The organism is Sphingopyxis sp. LARHCG72, from assembly GCF_052871675.1.
This window is the reverse complement of record NZ_JBIXJU010000001.1, coordinates 277,501-294,700: the sequence shown is the minus strand read 5'-3', so window position 1 is coordinate 294,700 and position 17,200 is coordinate 277,501. Positions and strand designations below refer to the sequence as shown.

Here is a 17,200-nt window from a genome sequence, read left to right as displayed (position 1 = left end):
TATTGCAGCCCGCTTTCCGCATGACTACCCCGCGCGACGATTAATGTGCGCGAACGGGCAATCCGGCCTTGGCAAGCCGCGCATGGGCTTCGGCGATCGTCGCCTCGCCGAAATGGAAGATGCTTGCCGCCAGCACCGCGCTCGCGCCGCCTTCGATCACCCCGGCGACGAGATGGTCGAGGTCGCCCACCCCGCCGCTCGCGATCACAGGCACGCTGACCGCATCGGCGATCGCGCGCGTGAGCGCGAGGTCGTAGCCATCCTTGGTGCCGTCGCGGTCCATCGAGGTGACGAGCAACTCGCCCGCGCCGAGTTCGGCGAGGCGGACGGCATGGTCGAGCGCGTCGATCCCGGTGGGCTTGCGGCCGCCATGCGTGAAGATTTCCCAGCGACCGTCTGTCACGCGCCGTGCGTCGATGCTGCCCACCGCACACTGGCTGCCGAAGCGGTCGGCGATATCGGCGACGAGTTCGGGACGCGCCACCGCAGCGCTGTTGACCGCGACCTTGTCGGCGCCCGCGAGCAGCAGCGCGCGTGCATCGTCGGCGCTGCGCACTCCGCCGCCGACGGTGAGCGGCATGAAACAGACTTCGGCGGTGCGGCTCACCATGTCGAGCAGGGTGCCGCGGCCCTGGTGGCTCGCCGAAATGTCGAGGAAGCAAAGCTCGTCGGCGCCCGCGGCGTCATAGGCGCGCGCGGCTTCGACCGGATCGCCGGCATCGCGGAGGTCGACGAAATTGACCCCCTTCACGACGCGCCCGTCGGCGACGTCGAGGCAAGGGATGACGCGGACGCGGACCGTCACGCCGCCCCCGCCGCGATCGCTTCGGCAAGGTCGAGCCGGCCGTCGTAGAGCGCGCGTCCCGTAATCACGCCCTCGATGCCGTTCGCAACATGCGGGCGCAGCGCGTGGATGTCGCCGATATCGGCAACGCCGCCCGACGCGATCACGGGAATGGCGACCGCCTGCGCCAGCGCGACCGTCGCTTCGACATTGCAGCCCTTGAGCAGCCCGTCGCGGCCTACATCGGTAAACAGCAAAGCCGCGACCCCGGCATCCTCGAAGCGCCGCGCGAGATCCTCGACGCGCACGTCGGAGACATCGGCCCAGCCTTCGGTCGCAACCATGCCGTCGCGCGCGTCGACGCCGACGACAATCCGGCCGGGCAGGTCGCGCGCGGCCGATTTGACGAATTCGGGATCCTTCAGCGCTGCGGTGCCGATGATCACGCGCTCGACGCCGAGCGCCAGCCAGCGATCGACGCCCGCGCGGTCGCGGATACCGCCGCCGACCTGCACCTTGCCCGGAAAGGCCGCGATGATGCTCTCGACCGCCGCGCCATTGACGCTTGCACCCGCAAAGGCGCCGTCGAGGTCGACGACGTGCAGGTGCGAGGCGCCCGCATCGGCGAAGAGGCGCGCCTGCGCCGCCGGGTCATCGCCATAGACGGTCGCACGCGCCATATCGCCCTCGGCCAGCCGTACGACCTGTCCGCGCTTGAGATCGATCGCGGGGAAGATGGTCAGGGACGCCAATGGAGAAACCTTTCGAGCGTCGCGAGGCCATAGGCCTGGCTTTTTTCGGGGTGATATTGGACGCCGACGATATTGTCCTTCGCGACCGCAGCGGTGAAGGTCGCGCCATGGCTGCTGGTCGCGGCGACATCGACCGCATCGGCGAAATGATAGCCGTGGAGATAATAGGCCTCGCCCGCGGCGATCACCGGATGCGCGAAGGCGGGCACGACGTCGTTCCAGCCCATGTGCGGGATGCGCAGGCCGGGCTGCGGGTCGAACGCGCGCACCGTGCCGCCGATCCAGCCGAGCCCCGCGTGCCGCCCATGCTCCTCACCCGCATCGGCGAGCAATTGCATGCCGACGCAGATGCCGAGGAAGGGGGTGCCGTCGCTCCGCACGCGCCGCTCCATCGCCTCGACCAGCCCGTCGATGGCGGAAAGCCCGTTCATGCACGCGGCGAAGGCTCCCACGCCCGGAAGGACGATCCGGTCGGCCCGTGCCACGACATCGGGGTCGGCGGTGACGGCGACATTGTCCGCGCCCGCCGCGACGAGCGCATTATGCACCGAGCGAAGATTGCCCGCGCCATAGTCGATCAGGGCAACAACGCTCATGAACAGCCTCTAGAGAACGCCCTTGGTCGAGGGGATCGCATCGCCCTTGCGCGGGTCGATCTCGACCGCCTGGCGCAACGCTCTGGCAAGCGCCTTATACATGCTTTCGGCGATGTGATGGTTGTTCTCGCCGTACAGCATCTCGATGTGCAGCGTGATCCCCGCCGCCTGCGCGAAACTGTGAAACCAGTGCGGGAACATCTCGGTGTCCATCTCGCCGAGCCGCGGCTGCGAGAAGCTCGACTTGTAGACGCAGTGCGGGCGCCCCGAAATATCGAGAACACAACGCGTCAGCGTTTCGTCCATCGGCGCATGCGCCTCGCCGTAGCGCGCGATGCCGCGCTTGTCGCCGAGCGCCTTGGCAACCGCTTCGCCGAGCGCGAGCGCGCTGTCCTCGACGGTATGGTGCTGGTCGATATGAAGGTCGCCCTTCACCTGCATCGAGATGTCGATCAGCGAGTGGCGCGACAATTGTTCGACCATATGGTCGAGGAAACCGATGCCGGTGGACACCGAATAATCGCCCGTTCCGTCAAGATTGACGGCGATCGCGATATCCGTTTCCTTGGTCGTGCGCTGGACAGTGGCGGTTCGCATGGCCGACCCCATAGAGCCATTTTTTCGCGGCGCAAGGAGACTCTCCCCCCTTGACCGGCGTGCGGCGCGCGTTCATCCCGTCGCGCATGAGTGACGATGTCCGCGACAGCCTGATTCCCTATGACGAAATCGTGCAGGACGCGCTGCGCGCCGTAGTCGGCCGCGTGCTGAGCCAGATCGAGGGCTATGACAGCCTGCCGGGCGAGCATCATTTCTATATCACCTTCAAGACGCAGGCCCCGGGGGTTGATATCCCCGCACATCTGATCGCCAAATTTCCCGATGAAATGACGATCGTGCTGCAGAACCGTTTCTGGGATCTCAGCGTCGCGGACGATCATTTCAGCGTCGGCCTGTCGTTCAACCAGACGCCGTCGATGCTGACGATCCCCTATGCCGCGATCACCGCCTTCGTCGACCCGTCGGTCGATTTCGGGCTGCAGTTCCAGGTCAGCGACGATGACGCGGCGCAGCCCGAACCACATGACGAGGCTGACAACGACCGCCCCGACGTGACCAGCGAGGACGGGTCGAACGTCGTCACGGTGGACTTCGGCAAGAAGCGCTGACGCTATGGGCGGCCCACTCTGGCCCCCCAGCCGTTTCTGGCAATATTGGGCTCTCGCAGGCATGCTCGTGCTCACCGCCGCCTTCTGGTGGGGTGTCGAAGGCTATGCCCTTGCGCAAAGCGCCACTCCGCGCGGACAGATTGCCGACGGGCTGCTGCGCTTCAGCGTGCTGATTCTGACCCCGGCGCTCGTCGTCGTGTGGATCGCCGCGGCATGGCTGCGCCGTCGCGTCGGGGAAGGCGGATTTTGGCAGCTGCTTGGCCTCGTCGCGATGATCTGGGCCGGGTCGGTGCTGGTGACAAGGATGCTGGTGGTATGAGCACGCGGATCGAAAGCGACAGTATCGGCGAGATCGAGGTCGCCTCCGACGCCTATTGGGGGGCACAGACCGAACGCAGCCGCCACAATTTTGCCTTCCCGGCGCATGAGCGGATGCCGATCCCGATCGTCCATGCGCTTGCGCGGATCAAGGGCGCGGCGGCGCGCGTGAACCGCGCGCATGGCCTCGACAGCCGCCTCGCCGATGCGATTGCCGCGGCCGCCGACGCGGTCGTCGCCGGCCGCCACGACAACCAGTTCCCGCTCGCGATCTGGCAGACCGGCAGCGGTACCCAGTCGAACATGAACGCCAATGAGGTGATCGCGGGACTCGCCAACGAGGCGCTCGCGGGCACGCGCGGCGGCAAGTCGCCCGTGCACCCCAACGACCATGTGAACATGGGCCAGTCGTCGAACGACAGTTTCCCGACCGCGCTGCATGTCGCGGTCGCGGTCGAGACGACCGAGCGCCTGCTGCCCTCGCTCACCACCCTCACCGATGCGCTCGCCGCCAAGGCTGCGGCGTGGGACGATATCGTCAAGATCGGCCGCACCCATTTGCAGGACGCGACCCCGCTCACCCTCGGTCAGGAATTCTCGGGCTATGTCCGGCAACTGGTCGCGTGTCGTGCGCGGATCGAGGGCGCGCTGGCGGACGATATCTGCAAGCTCGCACAGGGCGGCACCGCGGTCGGCACCGGGCTCAATGCCCCCGCGGGTTTCGACGCCGCGATCGCCGCCGAACTGTCGAAAAACACCGGCATCGCCTTTGAACCAGCACCAAACAAGTTCGAGGCGCTCGCGTCGAACGACGGCCTCGTCTTCTTTTCGGGCGCGCTGAATACGCTTGCGGTCGCGCTGACCAAGATCGCGAACGATATCCGCCTGCTCGGATCGGGCCCGCGCGCGGGACTCGGCGAGCTCGACCTGCCCGCGAACGAGCCCGGCAGCTCGATCATGCCGGGCAAGGTCAACCCGACCCAATGCGAGATGCTGACGATGGTCGCCGCGCAGGTCATCGGCAATCATCAGGCGGTGACGGTGGGCGGTTTGCAGGGCCATCTCGAACTCAACGTCTTCAAGCCGCTGATCGGGTCGAACGTGCTGCGCTCAATCGAACTACTCGCCATCGGCATGGCGGGTTTCACCGAGCATTGCGTCGTCGGCATCGAGCCCAATCGCAGCCGCATCGACGAGCTGATGAACCGTTCGCTGATGCTCGTCACCGCGCTCGCCCCCGAAATCGGGTACGACAAGGCCGCCAAGATCGCCAAACATGCGCACGAAACCGGCAGCACGCTGAAGGAAGCCGCGCTCGATCTCGGCTATGTCGATGCCGCGACCTTCGATCGCGTCGTCGATCCGCGCACGATGCTTGGGCCCGAGAGCTGAGGGGGAACCCGCGGGGCCTTCCGGGGATTATTGAAGGGAAGGAGAGAGGAAGATGATCGGTCGTATCGTAGGCGGCGTTCTCGGCAGCGCCATCGGACGCACAAAGGGCAATCATCCCGTCGCGGGCGCCGTCATCGGCGCCGGCACGCTCTTCGCGGCGCGGCGCCTGTTCCCACAACGCTACGCAGTGCTCGCGGCGACGGTCGCGGCGGGCTACCTCACCAAGAAATGGGCCGAACGCGCCGAGGCCCGCAAGGCCGCGGCGGAGGCACATGCGCTCGACCCCGCGTTGGTGAATGCGGGCGTCGTCGACAGCTATGCCGGAACCGCCGGCGTGCCGCCCGACGGGCAGACGATGGGCGACGCCCTGCCACCCGCGATCCCGCTCGACGCCAACGGACGCAGCGGCGCGCTGCACTGATATCGCTTTCGCCGGATTAACCCGATTCTCACCCTGACCCGCTATCGCCGGGTCATGACCTTCAACCCGCCCGGCTTTCGCACCGTCATGCTGCTCGCGCTCGGCTTCGGGCTGAAGACGCTCAGCAATATCCTCGAACGCGCGGGCGACCTCGCCGGCGATCCGGGTGTTCGCCTCTTCAACCATCTGTCCGCGCTCGTCGTGCTCATCGCGGCCGCCGCCTGCTTCATCTGGGCGCTCAAGCTGATGTTCTTTGGCAAGCCGGGCGGGCCGCGCAAAACGAAGGCGGCGTCCGACACGACGCCCGGATATGCCGATATCTATCCCGACGAGACGAATTTCGATCCCGACGCTGCGCTTGCCCGCTATATGACCAATCGCACGGGCGCCGACACGGGCGATCTGCCGGCCACGAAACCCGGCAGCTTTGGCCGCAAAGGCCTGTAAGCGCTCCGCCCGGTCAGCCGCCCGCCTGCCACTCCTTGATCGCCTCGACCGGCGATACCAGCATCAACACATTGAGCGTCAGATTGTCGCGGATCGTCCACAGGGTGAACAGCTCGAACGCGATCGCGATGGTCACGGTCACCCACCAGCGCATTTTGCTCGCGGCAAGGAAGCCGAGGATCATGAACAGCGCGTCGCTCACCGAATTGAGGATCGAATCGCCCGAATAGCCATACGCCATCGTCACCTCGCGATAGCGGTCGATGATGACGGGCGAGTTTTCGAGTATCTCCCACGCGGCCTCGATCCCGATCGCCAGCGCGAGCGCAATCCACAGCGGCTGGCGCGGGATCAGCCAGCGTGACAGGCCGAAGAATATGAAACCGTGGATGATGTGGCTGAAGCTGTACCAGTCCGAAATCTGCTGGCTGTTCTGGTTCGACTGCACCACGCCGTGCCACAGGCTGACGGCGCCGCAAGGGCAGATCGGCGGGCGCCCCATCGCAAAGAGGATGGCAGCGAAGACCGCGAGCAGTCCTGCGGCGACCAGCCAGCCCGTACGTGAAATTCCCGCCATCCGAGCCCCCTTGACCGCCGCCCCTCGTCAGGCGAATAGCGCCCATGGCTGAAAGCGTCCACCTGAACCGCCGCGGCGTGTTGTTCGTCCTCTCCTCGCCCTCGGGCGCCGGCAAGACCACCATCTCGAGGATGATGCTCGAGGCCGACAAGGATATCGCGCTGTCGATCTCCGCAACGACGCGCCCGCCGCGCCCGGGCGAAATCGACGGCGTCCATTATCATTTCGTCGACACCGAGACCTTCAAGAAGATGGCGGCCGACGGCGAATTCCTCGAATGGGCGCATGTCTTCGGCCATCGTTACGGCACGCCGCGCGCGCCGGTCGAGGCGATGCTTGCCGCGGGCAAGGATGTGCTGTTCGACATCGACTGGCAAGGCGCGCAGCAACTCTATCAGGAGGCCGGCCCCGACGTCGTGCGCGTCTTCGTCCTGCCGCCGACGATGGAGGAGCTCGAACGGCGGCTGCGCTCGCGTAACACCGACAGCGACGAGGTCATCGCCGCGCGCATGGAGCGCGCCGCGAATGAAATCAGCCACTGGGACGGCTATGACTATGTGCTGATCAACGACCATGTCGAAGGTTGCTTCGACGAGGTCCGCGCGATCCTGCGCGCCGAGCGGCTCAAGCGTCGCCGCCAGATCGGGCTGATCGGCTTCGCGCGCGACCTGATCCGCTCGGTCCCCGACGCCGACAAGAATCTCTGATTTTCGAGTCCTCCCCCTTAATGGGGGAGGCAGCGAGACTTGCCGGCTTGCTGGCTAGTCGCAGCGGTGGGGGTGCGGTTTCGGGCTGAAACGACGGTGCCATGTCGCACCATCACCCTCATCCAACTGCGCCTAGCGCCTCCGGCACAAGGCTCCGTATCCTTCTCCCATCGAGGGAGAAGGAAATCAGACCGGCTTCACCAGATTCGCCGTCAGCTCCGTGACCATTTCGGCGCGGAGCGGTTTGGCCTGCCCGTCGGTGCGGCATACGACGACGGTATCGCAGGTCGCGATCGCGCGGCCGTTCTGGAACATCGCCTGCACGATCGTCCAGCTCGACGTGCCGAGCCGGCCGATGCCGGTCGCAATCTGCACGGGGTCGGGAAAATTGCCCTCGGCGAGATAGTTGATCTCGACCGCCGCAACCATCGTCCGCTCGTTCGAGGGCCGCTCGTCGAGCGGGCGCACCTGCCGGTTCAGCAGCACGCGGCCGCTCTCGAACAAGGCGGCAAAGGCCACATTGTTGAGGTGGCCGTTGATGTCCATGTCCTGAAAACGCGTCTGCAACTCGATGCAAACGGGGTAGCTGGCGGCATCGAGCCGCCAGCTTTCCGGTTTCGGCATGTCAGCGCGGCGCCATACGGATGCCGCCGTCGAGGCGGACGTCCTCGCCGTTGAAATAGCCATTCTCGATCATGCACATCGCAAGATTGGCGTATTCGACCGGATTGCCGAGGCGCTTCGGGTTGAGCACCGAGGCACCGAGCGCATCGCGGACATTCTGAGGCGCACCCGCGAGAAGCGGGGTGTCGAAGATGCCCGGCAGGATCGTGTTGACGCGGATATTCTCGTTGCCGAGGTCGCGCGCGATGGGGAGCGTCATGCCGACGACGCCGCCCTTCGACGCCGAATAAGCCGCCTGGCCGATCTGGCCGTCCTCGGCCGCGACGCTGGCGGTGTTGACGATCGCACCGCGTTCGCCGTCTTCCATCGGGTCGAGCGTCATCATGCCCGCCGCCGACTTGGCGATACAGCGGAAGGTGCCGACGAGATTGATCTGGATGATCCAGTTGAACGCATCGAGCGGGAAATGCTTGATGCTGCCGTCTTCTTTCGAGCGGCTCGCGGTCTTGATCGCGTTGCCGGTGCCCGCGCAATTGACGAGGATGCGCTCCTGTCCGATCGCTGCGCGCGCCTTTTCGAAGGCGGCATCGACCGAGGCGTCGTCGGTGACGTTGCATTCGCAGAAAACGCCGCCAAGTTCGGCCGCGAGCGCCGTGCCCTTTTCTTCCTGCAGGTCGAAGATCGCGACCTTGACGCCCTTGGCGGCAAGCGCGCGCGCGGTAGCGGCGCCAAGGCCCGAGGCACCGCCGGTGACGACGGCGGATACGGTGGAATCGAGTTTCATTTATTGTCCTCTCTAATGTTCGTCATCCCAGTGAAAGCTGGGATCGCAGGCGACGAAGCGCCCAGTTGGATAGCGGCCCCGGCTTTTGCTGGGGCGACGCCGGATTGACTACAGCCGCTCGATGATCGTGACGTTGGCCTGGCCGCCGCCTTCGCACATCGTCTGCAGGCCGTACTTGCCGCCGGTCGCGTCGAGCACGCCGAGCAACGTCGCCATCAGCTTGGTACCCGAGGCGCCGAGCGGGTGGCCGAGCGCGATCGCGCCGCCATGCTGGTTGATCCGCGCGGGATCGGCGCCGAGATATTTGAGCCAGGCGAGCGGCACGGGCGCGAACGCCTCGTTGACTTCATAGGCGTCGATGTCGCCGATCGTCATGCCCGCCTTCTTCAGCGCGCGTTCGGTCGCGAACAGCGGTTCTTCGAGCATGATCACGGGGTCGCCCGCGGTGACCGAGATGTGATGGATGCGCGCGCGCGGGGTCAGATTATGATCCTTCAACGCCTGTTCCGAAACAACAAGTGCTGCGGACGCGCCGTCGCAGATCTGGCTCGCCGACGCCGCGGTGATCGCGCCGCCTTCCTGGAGCAATTTGACCCCGGCAATGCCTTCAAGCGTCGCATCGAAGCGGATGCCTTCGTCGATCAGGTGCGTCTGACGGCCCTCCGGCGTATCGATCTCGACCCCGACGATCTCGCGCTTGAAATGGCCCGCTTCGGTCGCGGCGGCACCGCGGCGATGGCTTTCGAGCGCATAGGCGTCGAGGTCGTCCTTGGTGAAGCCATGTTTCTTGACGATCATCTCGGCGCCCATGAACTGGCTGAACATGATGCCGGGATATTTTTCCTCGAGCCGCTCGGACTTATAATGGCCGAGCCCTTCCTTCATGAAGAGCGTCGCGACGGCGCCCATCGGCACGCGCGTCATGCTTTCGATCCCGCTCGCGAGCACGATGTCCTGCGTCCCCGACATCACCGCCTGCGCGGCGAACTGGATCGCCTGCTGCGACGACCCGCACTGGCGGTCGATCGTCACTGCGGGGATCGAGTCGGGCAGGTTCGACGCGAGCACGGCGTTGCGGCCGAGGTCCATCGTCTGCTGGCCGCCCTGGCTGACGCAGCCGGTGATGACATCGTCGATCGCCTTGGTGTCGAAATCATTGCGGTCGGCAATCGCGTCGAACACCGCGGCGCCGAGGTCGACGGGATGGACGCCCGCGAGCCGGCCGCCGCGCTTGCCGCCCGCGGTGCGGACAGCGTCGACGATATAAGCAGTAGCCATGGGAGAATTCCTTTCCTGCTGGTTCAAGCGATCAGAGCTTGCGCCCGATCAGTTCCTTCATGATCTCGTTCGTGCCGCCGAAGATGCGCGTCACGCGCGCGGCGCGCCAGGCGCGGGCGATCGGATATTCGTTCATATAGCCCGCGCCGCCGTGAAGCTGGAGGCATTTGTCCATGACTTCCCATTGAAGGTCGGTGTGCCACAGCTTCGCCGCAGCGCCTTCTTCGGGGGTCAGCTCCTTCTTCATGTGACGGTTCAGCGCCCAGTCTAGGTGCGCCCAGCCGACCTGCAGCTTGGCCTTCAAATCCGCGAGCACGAAGCGCGTGTTCTGGAAATCGAGGATCGGCTTGCCGAACGCCTTGCGGTCGCGGGTGAACTCGACCGTATCGTCGAACGCGCGCTGCGCCGACGCCTGCGCCGACACCGCGATCGACAGCCGCTCCTGCGGAAGCTCGCTCATCAGATAGATGAACCCCTGCCCCTCTTCGCCGAGACAGTTGGTGATCGGCACGCGGACATCGTTGAAGAACATTTCCGACGTATCGGCCTCGTCCTGTCCGATCTTGTCGAGGTTGCGCCCGCGCTCATAGCCTTCGCGGTCGGCTTCGACGAGCACGATCGACACGCCCTTCCACGCCGGCTGGACCTCGGTGTCGGTCTTGACGCAGACGAGGATCAGGTCGGCGTTCTGGCCGTTGGTGATATAGGTTTTCGACCCGTTAATGACATAGTGATTGCCATCCTTCTTCGCGGTCGTACGCATGCCCTGAAGGTCGCTGCCGGTGCCCGGTTCGGTCATCGCGATCGCGGTGATCACCTCGCCCGACACCATCTTGGGCAGCCAGTGCTTCTTCTGCTCCTCGCTGCCATATTTGACGATATAGCTGGTGACGATGTCCGACTGGAGCGAGAAGCCCGTCGTCGCGCGGCCATAATAGGCGCTTTCTTCGTCGACGACGGCATTATAGCCGAAGTCGAGGCCGAGCCCGCCGTATTCCTCGGGCACCGTCGGGCACAGCATGCCGAGCTCGCCCGCCTTCGGCCAGATGTCCTTGGGCACGATGCCGTCCTCAGCCCATTTCGCCGCATTGGGGGCGACTTCCTTTTCGAGGAACTGGCGCACCGTGGCGCGAAACGCCTCATGGTCTTCGGAGTAGGCGGAGCGCGACAGATTATCGAGCGACATATTGTTCCTTTCCCTGAGAACAGCCGAACGCAAGCGGGGAGTCGGCCGCATCTTTCCCGGCCAAATGACCTTACGTTTACGTCCACGTCAAGTAGAAATGCCGCTACGGCAGCGAAGATGCGTCAAACACGCGCGGAGCGGCGGCACAGCGAATAGGTTTGCAGCCGCTGGGCAGCATCGACGGGCCGCGCTAAGGCTTGGCGCATGGTCCAACTGCTTCTCGATGCCGGCGCCTTGCTCGGCGAATCGCCCTTCTGGCATGCAGCCGAAGCCCGTCTTTATTGGGTCGATATCGAGGGCCGTAAAATCCATCGCACCGATCCCGCTACGGGTACCGACGAGACGATGGACCTCGCCGAGCAGGTCGGCTGCATCGCGCCACGCGCGGGGGGCGGTCTCGTCGCCGCGCTCGAGAATGGTTGTGCGCTGATCGACGGCTGGGGCGCCGCGCCGCGCCCCTTCGGCCCGGCGGTGCTCGCGGACAAGCCCGAACAGCGCTTCAACGATGGCCGCGTCGACGCCGCAGGGCGCCTGTGGGTCGGCAGCCTGACGAGCGACAAGGCGAATCCTGCCGCGACGCTCTATCGCCTCGATCCCGACGGCTCCCTGACCGAGATTTTGGGGGGGCTTACGACGAGCAACGGCGCCGCCTTCAGCCCCGACGGCCGCACCTTTTACCACGCCGACACGCCGACCCACGCGATCCGCGCCTATGACGTCGACCCGGCCGCAGGCACGCTGAGCAATGGCCGCATCTTCCACCAGTTCGAATTCGGCAATGGCCGCCCCGACGGCGCAGCGGTCGATGCCGAGGGCTGCTACTGGTCGGCGATGTGGGACGGCTGGCGCATCGTGCGCTTCTCGCCCGCGGGTGAATTGCTCCAGACGGTCGAACTTCCGGTGCAGCGCCCGACGATGCTCGCCTTTGGCGGCGCCGACCTCCAGACCGCCTTCGTTACCAGCGCGGGCAAGAACCTGACCGACGAAGAGCGCAAAGCGCAGCCGCACGCGGGCGGCGTGTTCACATTCCAGGTCGACGTGCCGGGATTGACCCAGCCGGCCTTTGCGGGATGACGGAAGCGGAGCAGCGATTGGGGGTCATCCTCCTGCTTTCCTTGCAGGCGCTGCTCGCGATCCTCAGTTTCAATGGCGTTTGGGCGATCAGCATCTTCTGCACCGCAACCCGCGATCCTGCGCTGGACGCCTTCGGGTGGATTCATTTCGTTTATGCCGGACTTTTCCTGTCGGGCCTGCTCGCGATCATGTGGCGGCGTCTGCGCCTTCCGTACGTGGTCGTGCTCGCACTCTCGCTCCTGGCCCTGCCCGTCCAATATTGGCTGGTGCACAACGAACGCCTCTACTGCGACGCTTTTTGAGCCTCTCTGCCCGCATTTCTGGCCCGACCGCGGCTTGCACCCCCCTGTCATATCTGGTTAAGACGGCCCTCGACATGGTTTCGTCCGAAACCTTATCCTCCGGGGAGATTAATCGATGTCGCGCGCCGCGCAGCCTTTTGCCCGTCATTTGTCGATCATGCTTGCATCCACCGCGATGATCGTGGGTTATAGCCAGATGACCACCGCAACCGCCGCCGAACCCACCGCTGCCGCGAAGCCGGCCGCCCCCGCCCCCACGGGCGCAAACCCGATGACCGCGCCGTGGACCGGCCCCTATGAAGGGGTGCCGCCGTGGGACAAGATGGACCCCGAACTTTTCCCCGACGCCTTCACCAAAGGCATGGCCGAAGTTAAGGCGCAGGTGCAGGCGGTGATCGACAATCCCGCGGCGCCGACCTTCGAGAATACGCATGTTCCGATGCAGCTTGCCGGCGACATGATGGACCGCGTCTATGCGCTGTGGGGCGTGCAGACGTCGAACAAGTCGAACGATCGCGTTGAGGACATCGACGCCGAATGGAGCCCCAAGCTCACCACCTTCTACACCGAGCTGTTCCTCGAGCCGAAGCTCTTCGCACGCTACAAGGCGGTGTATGACAAGCGCCATTCGAGCGGGCTCAATGCGCAGCAGATCCGCATCGTCGAGCGCAGCTATGACGAAATGGTCCGCGACGGCGCGAACCTGTCGCCCGCCGACAAGGCAAAGCTCGTCGCGATGAACTCGAAGCTCGAAGGCCTGTTCTCCGCCTTCTCGTCGAAACTGCTCGGCGACGAAAAGCTCTACACCTTCGTCACCGACAAGGGCGAACTCGCGGGTCTCGAACCCGGCTTCATCGCCTCGCTCGCCGCCGCCGCCGAAGCCAATGGCAAGCCCGGCCAGTGGGCGATCAAGAACACCCGCTCGTCGGCGCAGCCGGTGATGCAGGGCGCGACCAACCGCGCGCTTCGCGAACGCGTTTACAAGGCGTTCGTCAGCCGTGGCGACAATGGCGACGCGAACGACACCAATGCGACGATCGTCGAGATATTGAAGCTGCGCCAGCAGCGCGCCGAGCTGCTCGGTTTCGCAACCCACGCCAATTACCGCATGGCCGACACGATGGCGAAGACCCCCGAGGCGGCGATGGGGCTGATGATGAAGGTCTGGCCCGCCGCGGTCGCGCGCGTGAAGGAAGAGGTCGCCGACATGCAGGCGATCGCCGATGCCGAAGCGAAAGCTGGCAAGGGTCCGAAGATCACCATCGAGCCGTGGGACTATCGCTTCTACGCCGAGAAGGTCCGCAAGGCGAAATACGACCTCGATGAAAGCGAGGTGAAGCCTTATCTCCAGCTCGACAAGCTCGTCGACGGCATGTTCTGGTCGGCGGGCCAGCTCTACGACCTCGGCTTCCGTGAAAATACCGGCACGATCCCCGTCTTCGACCCCAAGGTCCGGACCTTCGAGGTCTATAATCTCAAGACGAACGAAAATGTCGGCGTCTTCTACCTCGACAATTTCGCGCGCGACGGAAAGCGCTCGGGTGCGTGGATGACGACCTATCGCAGCCAGCAGACGCTCGGCGGCGAACGCAATGTCCTCGCGTCGAACAACAATAATTTCACCGAAGCCGCGAAGGGCGAGCCGACGCTGATCAGCCTCGACGACGCGACGACGCTGTTCCACGAATTCGGCCACGGCATCCATTATATGCTGCAGCATATCTATTACCCGGCGCTCGCCGGGGTGCCGCGCGACTTCGTCGAATATCCGAGCCAGGTGAACGAGAATTGGCTGATGACCCCCGAAGTGTTGTCGAAATATGCGACGCACTACAAGACGGGTCAGCCGATGCCGCAGGCGCTGGTCGACAAGATCCTCGCCTCGGACAAGTTCAACCAGGGCTTTTCCACGGTCGAATATCTCTCGAGCGCGATCGTCGACATGAAGCTGCACGACCGCAAGACGCCGCCCGCCGACGTCGACAAGTTCGAGCGCGAAACGCTCGCCGCAATCGGCATGCCGAAGGAAATCGTTATGCGGCACCGCCTGCCGCAGTTCGGGCACCTGTTCAGTTCGGACGCCTATTCGGCAGGCTATTATTCCTACCTCTGGTCGGAAACGATGGACGCCGACACCTGGGCGGCGTTCACCGAAGCGGGCGGCCCGTGGGATCGCAGCGTCGCCGACAAGTTCCGCACGATCCTGCTGATGACGGGCAACGAGACCGACCGCGCCGAGGCGTACCGCGCCTTCCGCGGCCGCGATCCCGACGTGAAGGCGCTGCTGAAAAAGCGCGGTTTTCCGACCGAATAGGCGAATGATACCGGGGAGGCAAAGGGGGCGTTTTCGCCCCCTTTGTTTTGGGAAGCCGACGCCCGGCTCGGCCGGTGGCGGATGCTTGGCGTTTGGCGGGAGCTGATCTAGACAGCCATTTGATTATATGAAAATCGGGTCGCGGGAGGGACTATTTGGATGTTCGCGCTTGCTTTTGCTGCCGCTGCGTCAGCGCTTCCGCCGCAGGATTTCGTATCGGACCGCTTGCTTCGGGTCCAGGTGCTTGCGGAGAACGGGCTTCCCGGTGAACGCCCCGTCAAACCTGGCCGGCCCTTCTATGCACAGCAAATCACATTCGACGGCTTTCTCGAATTTGCGGATCGGGAGCAGGAGAAGGAAGCGCGACGCAAATATGACATGGATATGAGTGACAATTTCTCTTTGACCGAGTGGATTGGCGTCTCGGCCAAGGATGGACGTTTTCACCATAGAGGATGGCTATATTGCGTGAGGCGATCGCGCTTTGGCACTGAAAAATGCCTGCGGGATTCCGATGGGAACGGCGCGTTCGATCAGCTCACGACATTGGACCCCGACCAGCCCGACCGCTTCCTCAAGTTCGATACGATCCCTGCCATCGCATATCGCTACATCCCCCGCGAACGAAAGCCGGCGAGAAGCGGCACCTACAGGCTGCCCGAGGTATATCTTTCCTACGATCTGGTCGGTGGAAAACTCGAGTTTCGAATTCTCGCTTACACGGGGCTCGCTTCCACGTTCGATTTTGGCCCGGCGGAGGCCGTCGATCCCGGAAGCCTCCCGCGGACGATCAGTTTGGCCGGCGCACGCGTCAAGATAGCCAGCTGGGATGGCAAGCGAGCGACACTCGCGGTTGAAACACCCATGAGCACTGCGGCCGTCCGATTTGTCGCTCCCGACGATGGGTCTGCGTTGGGAGGGAACCGGAAAGGATGGAGCCTGGACTTTGTGGAGGCGCCCCTTCCGGCCCGCTAACCCGAACACTCCGCCCGCCACAGCTTCAAGACAGCAAAAAGCCCGCCATCCCATAGGGAAGGCGGGCTTTTTGATGGTTGCGGGAGTAGGATTTGAACCTACGACCTTCAGGTTATGAGCCTGACGAGCTACCGGGCTGCTCCATCCCGCGCCAACCAACGGCGATCGCCATAGGGACCGCCGAAACAGCAAAAGGCCGGCATCGCTGCCGGCCTCTAACTTTGTGAATGGGTTTCCGTTTCGACCTTACGTCGGCTGCAATGCCTGGCGACGTCCTACTCTTCCAACGCTTAAGCGGTAGTACCATCGGCGCTGTCAGGTTTCACGGCCGAGTTCGAGATGGGATCGGGTGGGTCACTGACGCCATGGTCACCAAGCAATGAAGCCGGCGTAGGGTCAAAAAGGGTTTCAATCGATGTCCGTGCAATATTTGTCTGATCAATCATCCGTCATTCGCGGACAAACCGGTCAGGCTTGTCGTTGATGGCGGGACTCTTAAGTGCGAATAGAGCAATTAGTATCGGTTAGCTCCACGCGTTACCGCGCTTCTACATCCGATCTATCAACGTGGTGGTCTTCCACGGCTCTAAGAAATCTTATCTTGAGGGAGGCTTCCCGCTTAGATGCTTTCAGCGGTTATCCCGTCCATACATAGCTACCCTGCTGCGCGGCTGGCGCCACGACAGGTACACCAGAGGTATGTTCAACCCGGTCCTCTCGTACTAGGGTCAACTCCTCTCAAATTTCGACGCCCACGGCAGATAGGGACCAAACTGTCTCACGACGTTCTGAACCCAGCTCACGTACCACTTTAATTGGCGAACAGCCAAACCCTTGGGACCTGCTCCAGCCCCAGGATGTGATGAGCCGACATCGAGGTGCCAAACGATTCCGTCGATATGAGCTCTTGGGAATCATCAGCCTGTTATCCCCGGCGTACCTTTTATCCGTTGAGCGATGGCCCTTCCACTCGGGACCACCGGATCACTATGACCGACTTTCGTCTCTGCTCGACTCGTCAGTCTCGCAGTCAGGCAGGCTTATGCCATTGCACTCTAACAGACGGTTTCCAACCGTCCTGAGCCTACCATCGCGCGCCTCCGTTACTCTTTAGGAGGCGACCGCCCCAGTCAAACTACCCGCCACAGAGGGTCCCTGATCCAGTTTCATGGATCGAGGTTAGACATCAGAAAACAACAGGGTGGTATTTCACCTATGGCTCCACACCGGCTGGCGCCAGTGCTTCAAAGCCTCCCACCTATGCTACACAGTTCTTTCCTAATGCCACTCTGAAGCTGCAGTAAAGGTGCACGGGGTCTTTCCGTCTAACCGCGGGTACTCCGCATCTTCACGGAGAATTCAATTTCGCTGAGCATCTCCTGGAGACAGTGGGGAAGTCGTTACGCCATTCGTGCAGGTCGGAACTTACCCGACAAGGAATTTCGCTACCTTAGGACCGTTATAGTTACGGCCGCCGTTTACCTGGGCTTCATTTCGGAGCTT

Annotated in this window: 19 protein-coding genes, 1 tRNA gene and 2 rRNA genes (1 of these 22 cut by a window edge); 10 read left to right on the top strand and 12 right to left on the bottom strand. The window is 63.8% G+C overall.

Going from position 1 to position 17,200, the window contains the following annotated elements; genetic code table 11:
* Positions 1–40: 40 nt before the first annotated feature.
* From hisF to hisB, 4 genes are read right to left on the bottom strand one after another with little or no spacing between them, the layout of a single operon-like run.
* Entirely contained in the window at positions 41–805 is a 765-nt protein-coding gene (hisF, locus tag ACIPPQ_RS01455) for an imidazole glycerol phosphate synthase subunit HisF (protein WP_446542434.1), read from the bottom strand.
* Positions 802–1,536, bottom strand: coding sequence for a 1-(5-phosphoribosyl)-5-[(5-phosphoribosylamino)methylideneamino]imidazole-4-carboxamide isomerase (hisA, locus tag ACIPPQ_RS01450; RefSeq protein WP_446542433.1), 735 nt, complete (start codon positions 1,534–1,536; stop codon positions 802–804). The genes hisF and hisA overlap by 4 nt, the downstream gene beginning before the upstream one ends.
* Positions 1,524–2,132: an imidazole glycerol phosphate synthase subunit HisH gene (gene hisH / locus ACIPPQ_RS01445; protein ID WP_446542432.1), complete on the bottom strand. Its 609-nt coding sequence runs from the start codon at positions 2,130–2,132 to the stop codon at positions 1,524–1,526. Before hisH ends, hisA begins: the two co-directional genes overlap by 13 nt.
* Positions 2,133–2,141: 9 nt before the next feature.
* Positions 2,142–2,729, bottom strand: coding sequence for an imidazoleglycerol-phosphate dehydratase HisB (hisB, locus tag ACIPPQ_RS01440; RefSeq protein WP_179498457.1), 588 nt, complete (start codon positions 2,727–2,729; stop codon positions 2,142–2,144).
* Between the two features lie 86 nt (positions 2,730–2,815).
* On the opposite strand from hisB, the gene ACIPPQ_RS01435 reads away from it, so the two are divergent.
* From ACIPPQ_RS01435 to ACIPPQ_RS01415, 5 genes are read left to right on the top strand one after another with little or no spacing between them, the layout of a single operon-like run.
* A complete protein-coding gene (locus ACIPPQ_RS01435; protein WP_327452291.1) occupies positions 2,816–3,298 on the top strand; it encodes an SspB family protein in 483 nt (160 codons plus the stop codon).
* A gap of 4 nt (positions 3,299–3,302) precedes the next feature.
* Entirely contained in the window at positions 3,303–3,617 is a 315-nt protein-coding gene (locus tag ACIPPQ_RS01430) for a hypothetical protein (protein ID WP_446542431.1), read from the top strand.
* Positions 3,614–5,008: a class II fumarate hydratase gene (gene fumC, locus ACIPPQ_RS01425; protein ID WP_446542430.1), complete on the top strand. Its 1,395-nt coding sequence runs from the start codon at positions 3,614–3,616 to the stop codon at positions 5,006–5,008. The genes ACIPPQ_RS01430 and fumC overlap by 4 nt, the downstream gene beginning before the upstream one ends.
* 52 nt (positions 5,009–5,060) lie before the next feature.
* The gene (locus ACIPPQ_RS01420; RefSeq protein WP_327451808.1) at positions 5,061–5,429 is read left to right on the top strand and encodes a hypothetical protein; all 369 of its coding nucleotides are present in this window, start codon (positions 5,061–5,063) and stop codon (positions 5,427–5,429) included.
* Between the two features lie 54 nt (positions 5,430–5,483).
* Positions 5,484–5,876, top strand: coding sequence for a hypothetical protein (locus tag ACIPPQ_RS01415; RefSeq protein WP_446542429.1), 393 nt, complete (start codon positions 5,484–5,486; stop codon positions 5,874–5,876).
* Positions 5,877–5,889: 13 nt separating this feature from the next.
* Here the strand turns inward: ACIPPQ_RS01415 and ACIPPQ_RS01410 are convergent, their stop codons facing one another.
* Positions 5,890–6,453, bottom strand: coding sequence for a DUF2585 domain-containing protein (locus ACIPPQ_RS01410; RefSeq protein WP_446542428.1), 564 nt, complete (start codon positions 6,451–6,453; stop codon positions 5,890–5,892).
* A 44-nt stretch (positions 6,454–6,497) separates the two neighbouring features.
* Between ACIPPQ_RS01410 and gmk the strand changes: the two genes are divergently transcribed.
* The gene (gmk, locus tag ACIPPQ_RS01405; RefSeq protein WP_331134454.1) at positions 6,498–7,160 is read left to right on the top strand and encodes a guanylate kinase; all 663 of its coding nucleotides are present in this window, start codon (positions 6,498–6,500) and stop codon (positions 7,158–7,160) included.
* A gap of 186 nt (positions 7,161–7,346) precedes the next feature.
* On the opposite strand, the gene ACIPPQ_RS01400 is transcribed toward gmk, so the two are convergent.
* The 4 genes from ACIPPQ_RS01400 to ACIPPQ_RS01385 form a co-directional block, all read right to left on the bottom strand.
* Positions 7,347–7,784 carry an acyl-CoA thioesterase gene (locus tag ACIPPQ_RS01400; RefSeq protein ID WP_446542427.1) on the bottom strand — a complete coding sequence of 146 codons (438 nt, stop codon included), beginning with the start codon at positions 7,782–7,784 and terminating at the stop codon, positions 7,347–7,349.
* Between the two features lies 1 nt (position 7,785).
* Complete coding sequence (locus ACIPPQ_RS01395) at positions 7,786–8,568, bottom strand: SDR family NAD(P)-dependent oxidoreductase (RefSeq protein WP_446542426.1); 783 nt, start codon at positions 8,566–8,568, stop codon at positions 7,786–7,788.
* Positions 8,569–8,676: 108 nt separating this feature from the next.
* Positions 8,677–9,846, bottom strand: coding sequence for an acetyl-CoA C-acetyltransferase (locus ACIPPQ_RS01390; protein ID WP_446542425.1), 1,170 nt, complete (start codon positions 9,844–9,846; stop codon positions 8,677–8,679).
* Positions 9,847–9,877: 31 nt separating this feature from the next.
* On the bottom strand, positions 9,878–11,032 hold the full coding sequence (locus tag ACIPPQ_RS01385; RefSeq protein WP_037516828.1) for an acyl-CoA dehydrogenase family protein: 1,155 nt from the start codon (positions 11,030–11,032) through the stop codon (positions 9,878–9,880).
* Between the two features lie 204 nt (positions 11,033–11,236).
* Here ACIPPQ_RS01385 and ACIPPQ_RS01380 point away from each other — a divergent pair, with 204 nt between their 5' ends.
* The 4 genes from ACIPPQ_RS01380 (at position 11,237) to ACIPPQ_RS01365 (ending at position 15,697) form a co-directional block, all read left to right on the top strand.
* Positions 11,237–12,106, top strand: a complete 870-nt coding sequence (locus ACIPPQ_RS01380) for an SMP-30/gluconolactonase/LRE family protein (protein WP_446542424.1) — start codon at positions 11,237–11,239, stop codon at positions 12,104–12,106.
* Complete coding sequence (locus ACIPPQ_RS01375; RefSeq protein ID WP_446542423.1) at positions 12,103–12,408, top strand: hypothetical protein; 306 nt, start codon at positions 12,103–12,105, stop codon at positions 12,406–12,408. The genes ACIPPQ_RS01380 and ACIPPQ_RS01375 overlap by 4 nt, the downstream gene beginning before the upstream one ends.
* A 115-nt stretch (positions 12,409–12,523) precedes the next feature.
* The gene (locus ACIPPQ_RS01370) at positions 12,524–14,722 is read left to right on the top strand and encodes a M3 family metallopeptidase (RefSeq protein ID WP_446542422.1); all 2,199 of its coding nucleotides are present in this window, start codon (positions 12,524–12,526) and stop codon (positions 14,720–14,722) included.
* 159 nt (positions 14,723–14,881) lie between these two features.
* A complete protein-coding gene (locus tag ACIPPQ_RS01365; protein WP_446542421.1) occupies positions 14,882–15,697 on the top strand; it encodes a hypothetical protein in 816 nt (271 codons plus the stop codon).
* A 74-nt stretch (positions 15,698–15,771) separates the two neighbouring features.
* Here the strand turns inward: ACIPPQ_RS01365 and ACIPPQ_RS01360 are convergent.
* From ACIPPQ_RS01360 to ACIPPQ_RS01350, 3 genes are all read right to left on the bottom strand, one after another.
* Positions 15,772–15,848, bottom strand: a tRNA-Met gene (locus tag ACIPPQ_RS01360).
* 111 nt (positions 15,849–15,959) lie between these two features.
* A 5S ribosomal RNA gene (gene rrf / locus ACIPPQ_RS01355) occupies positions 15,960–16,074 on the bottom strand.
* Positions 16,075–16,192: 118 nt separating this feature from the next.
* A 23S ribosomal RNA gene (locus tag ACIPPQ_RS01350) occupies positions 16,193–17,200 on the bottom strand (it continues 1,785 nt past the right edge of the window).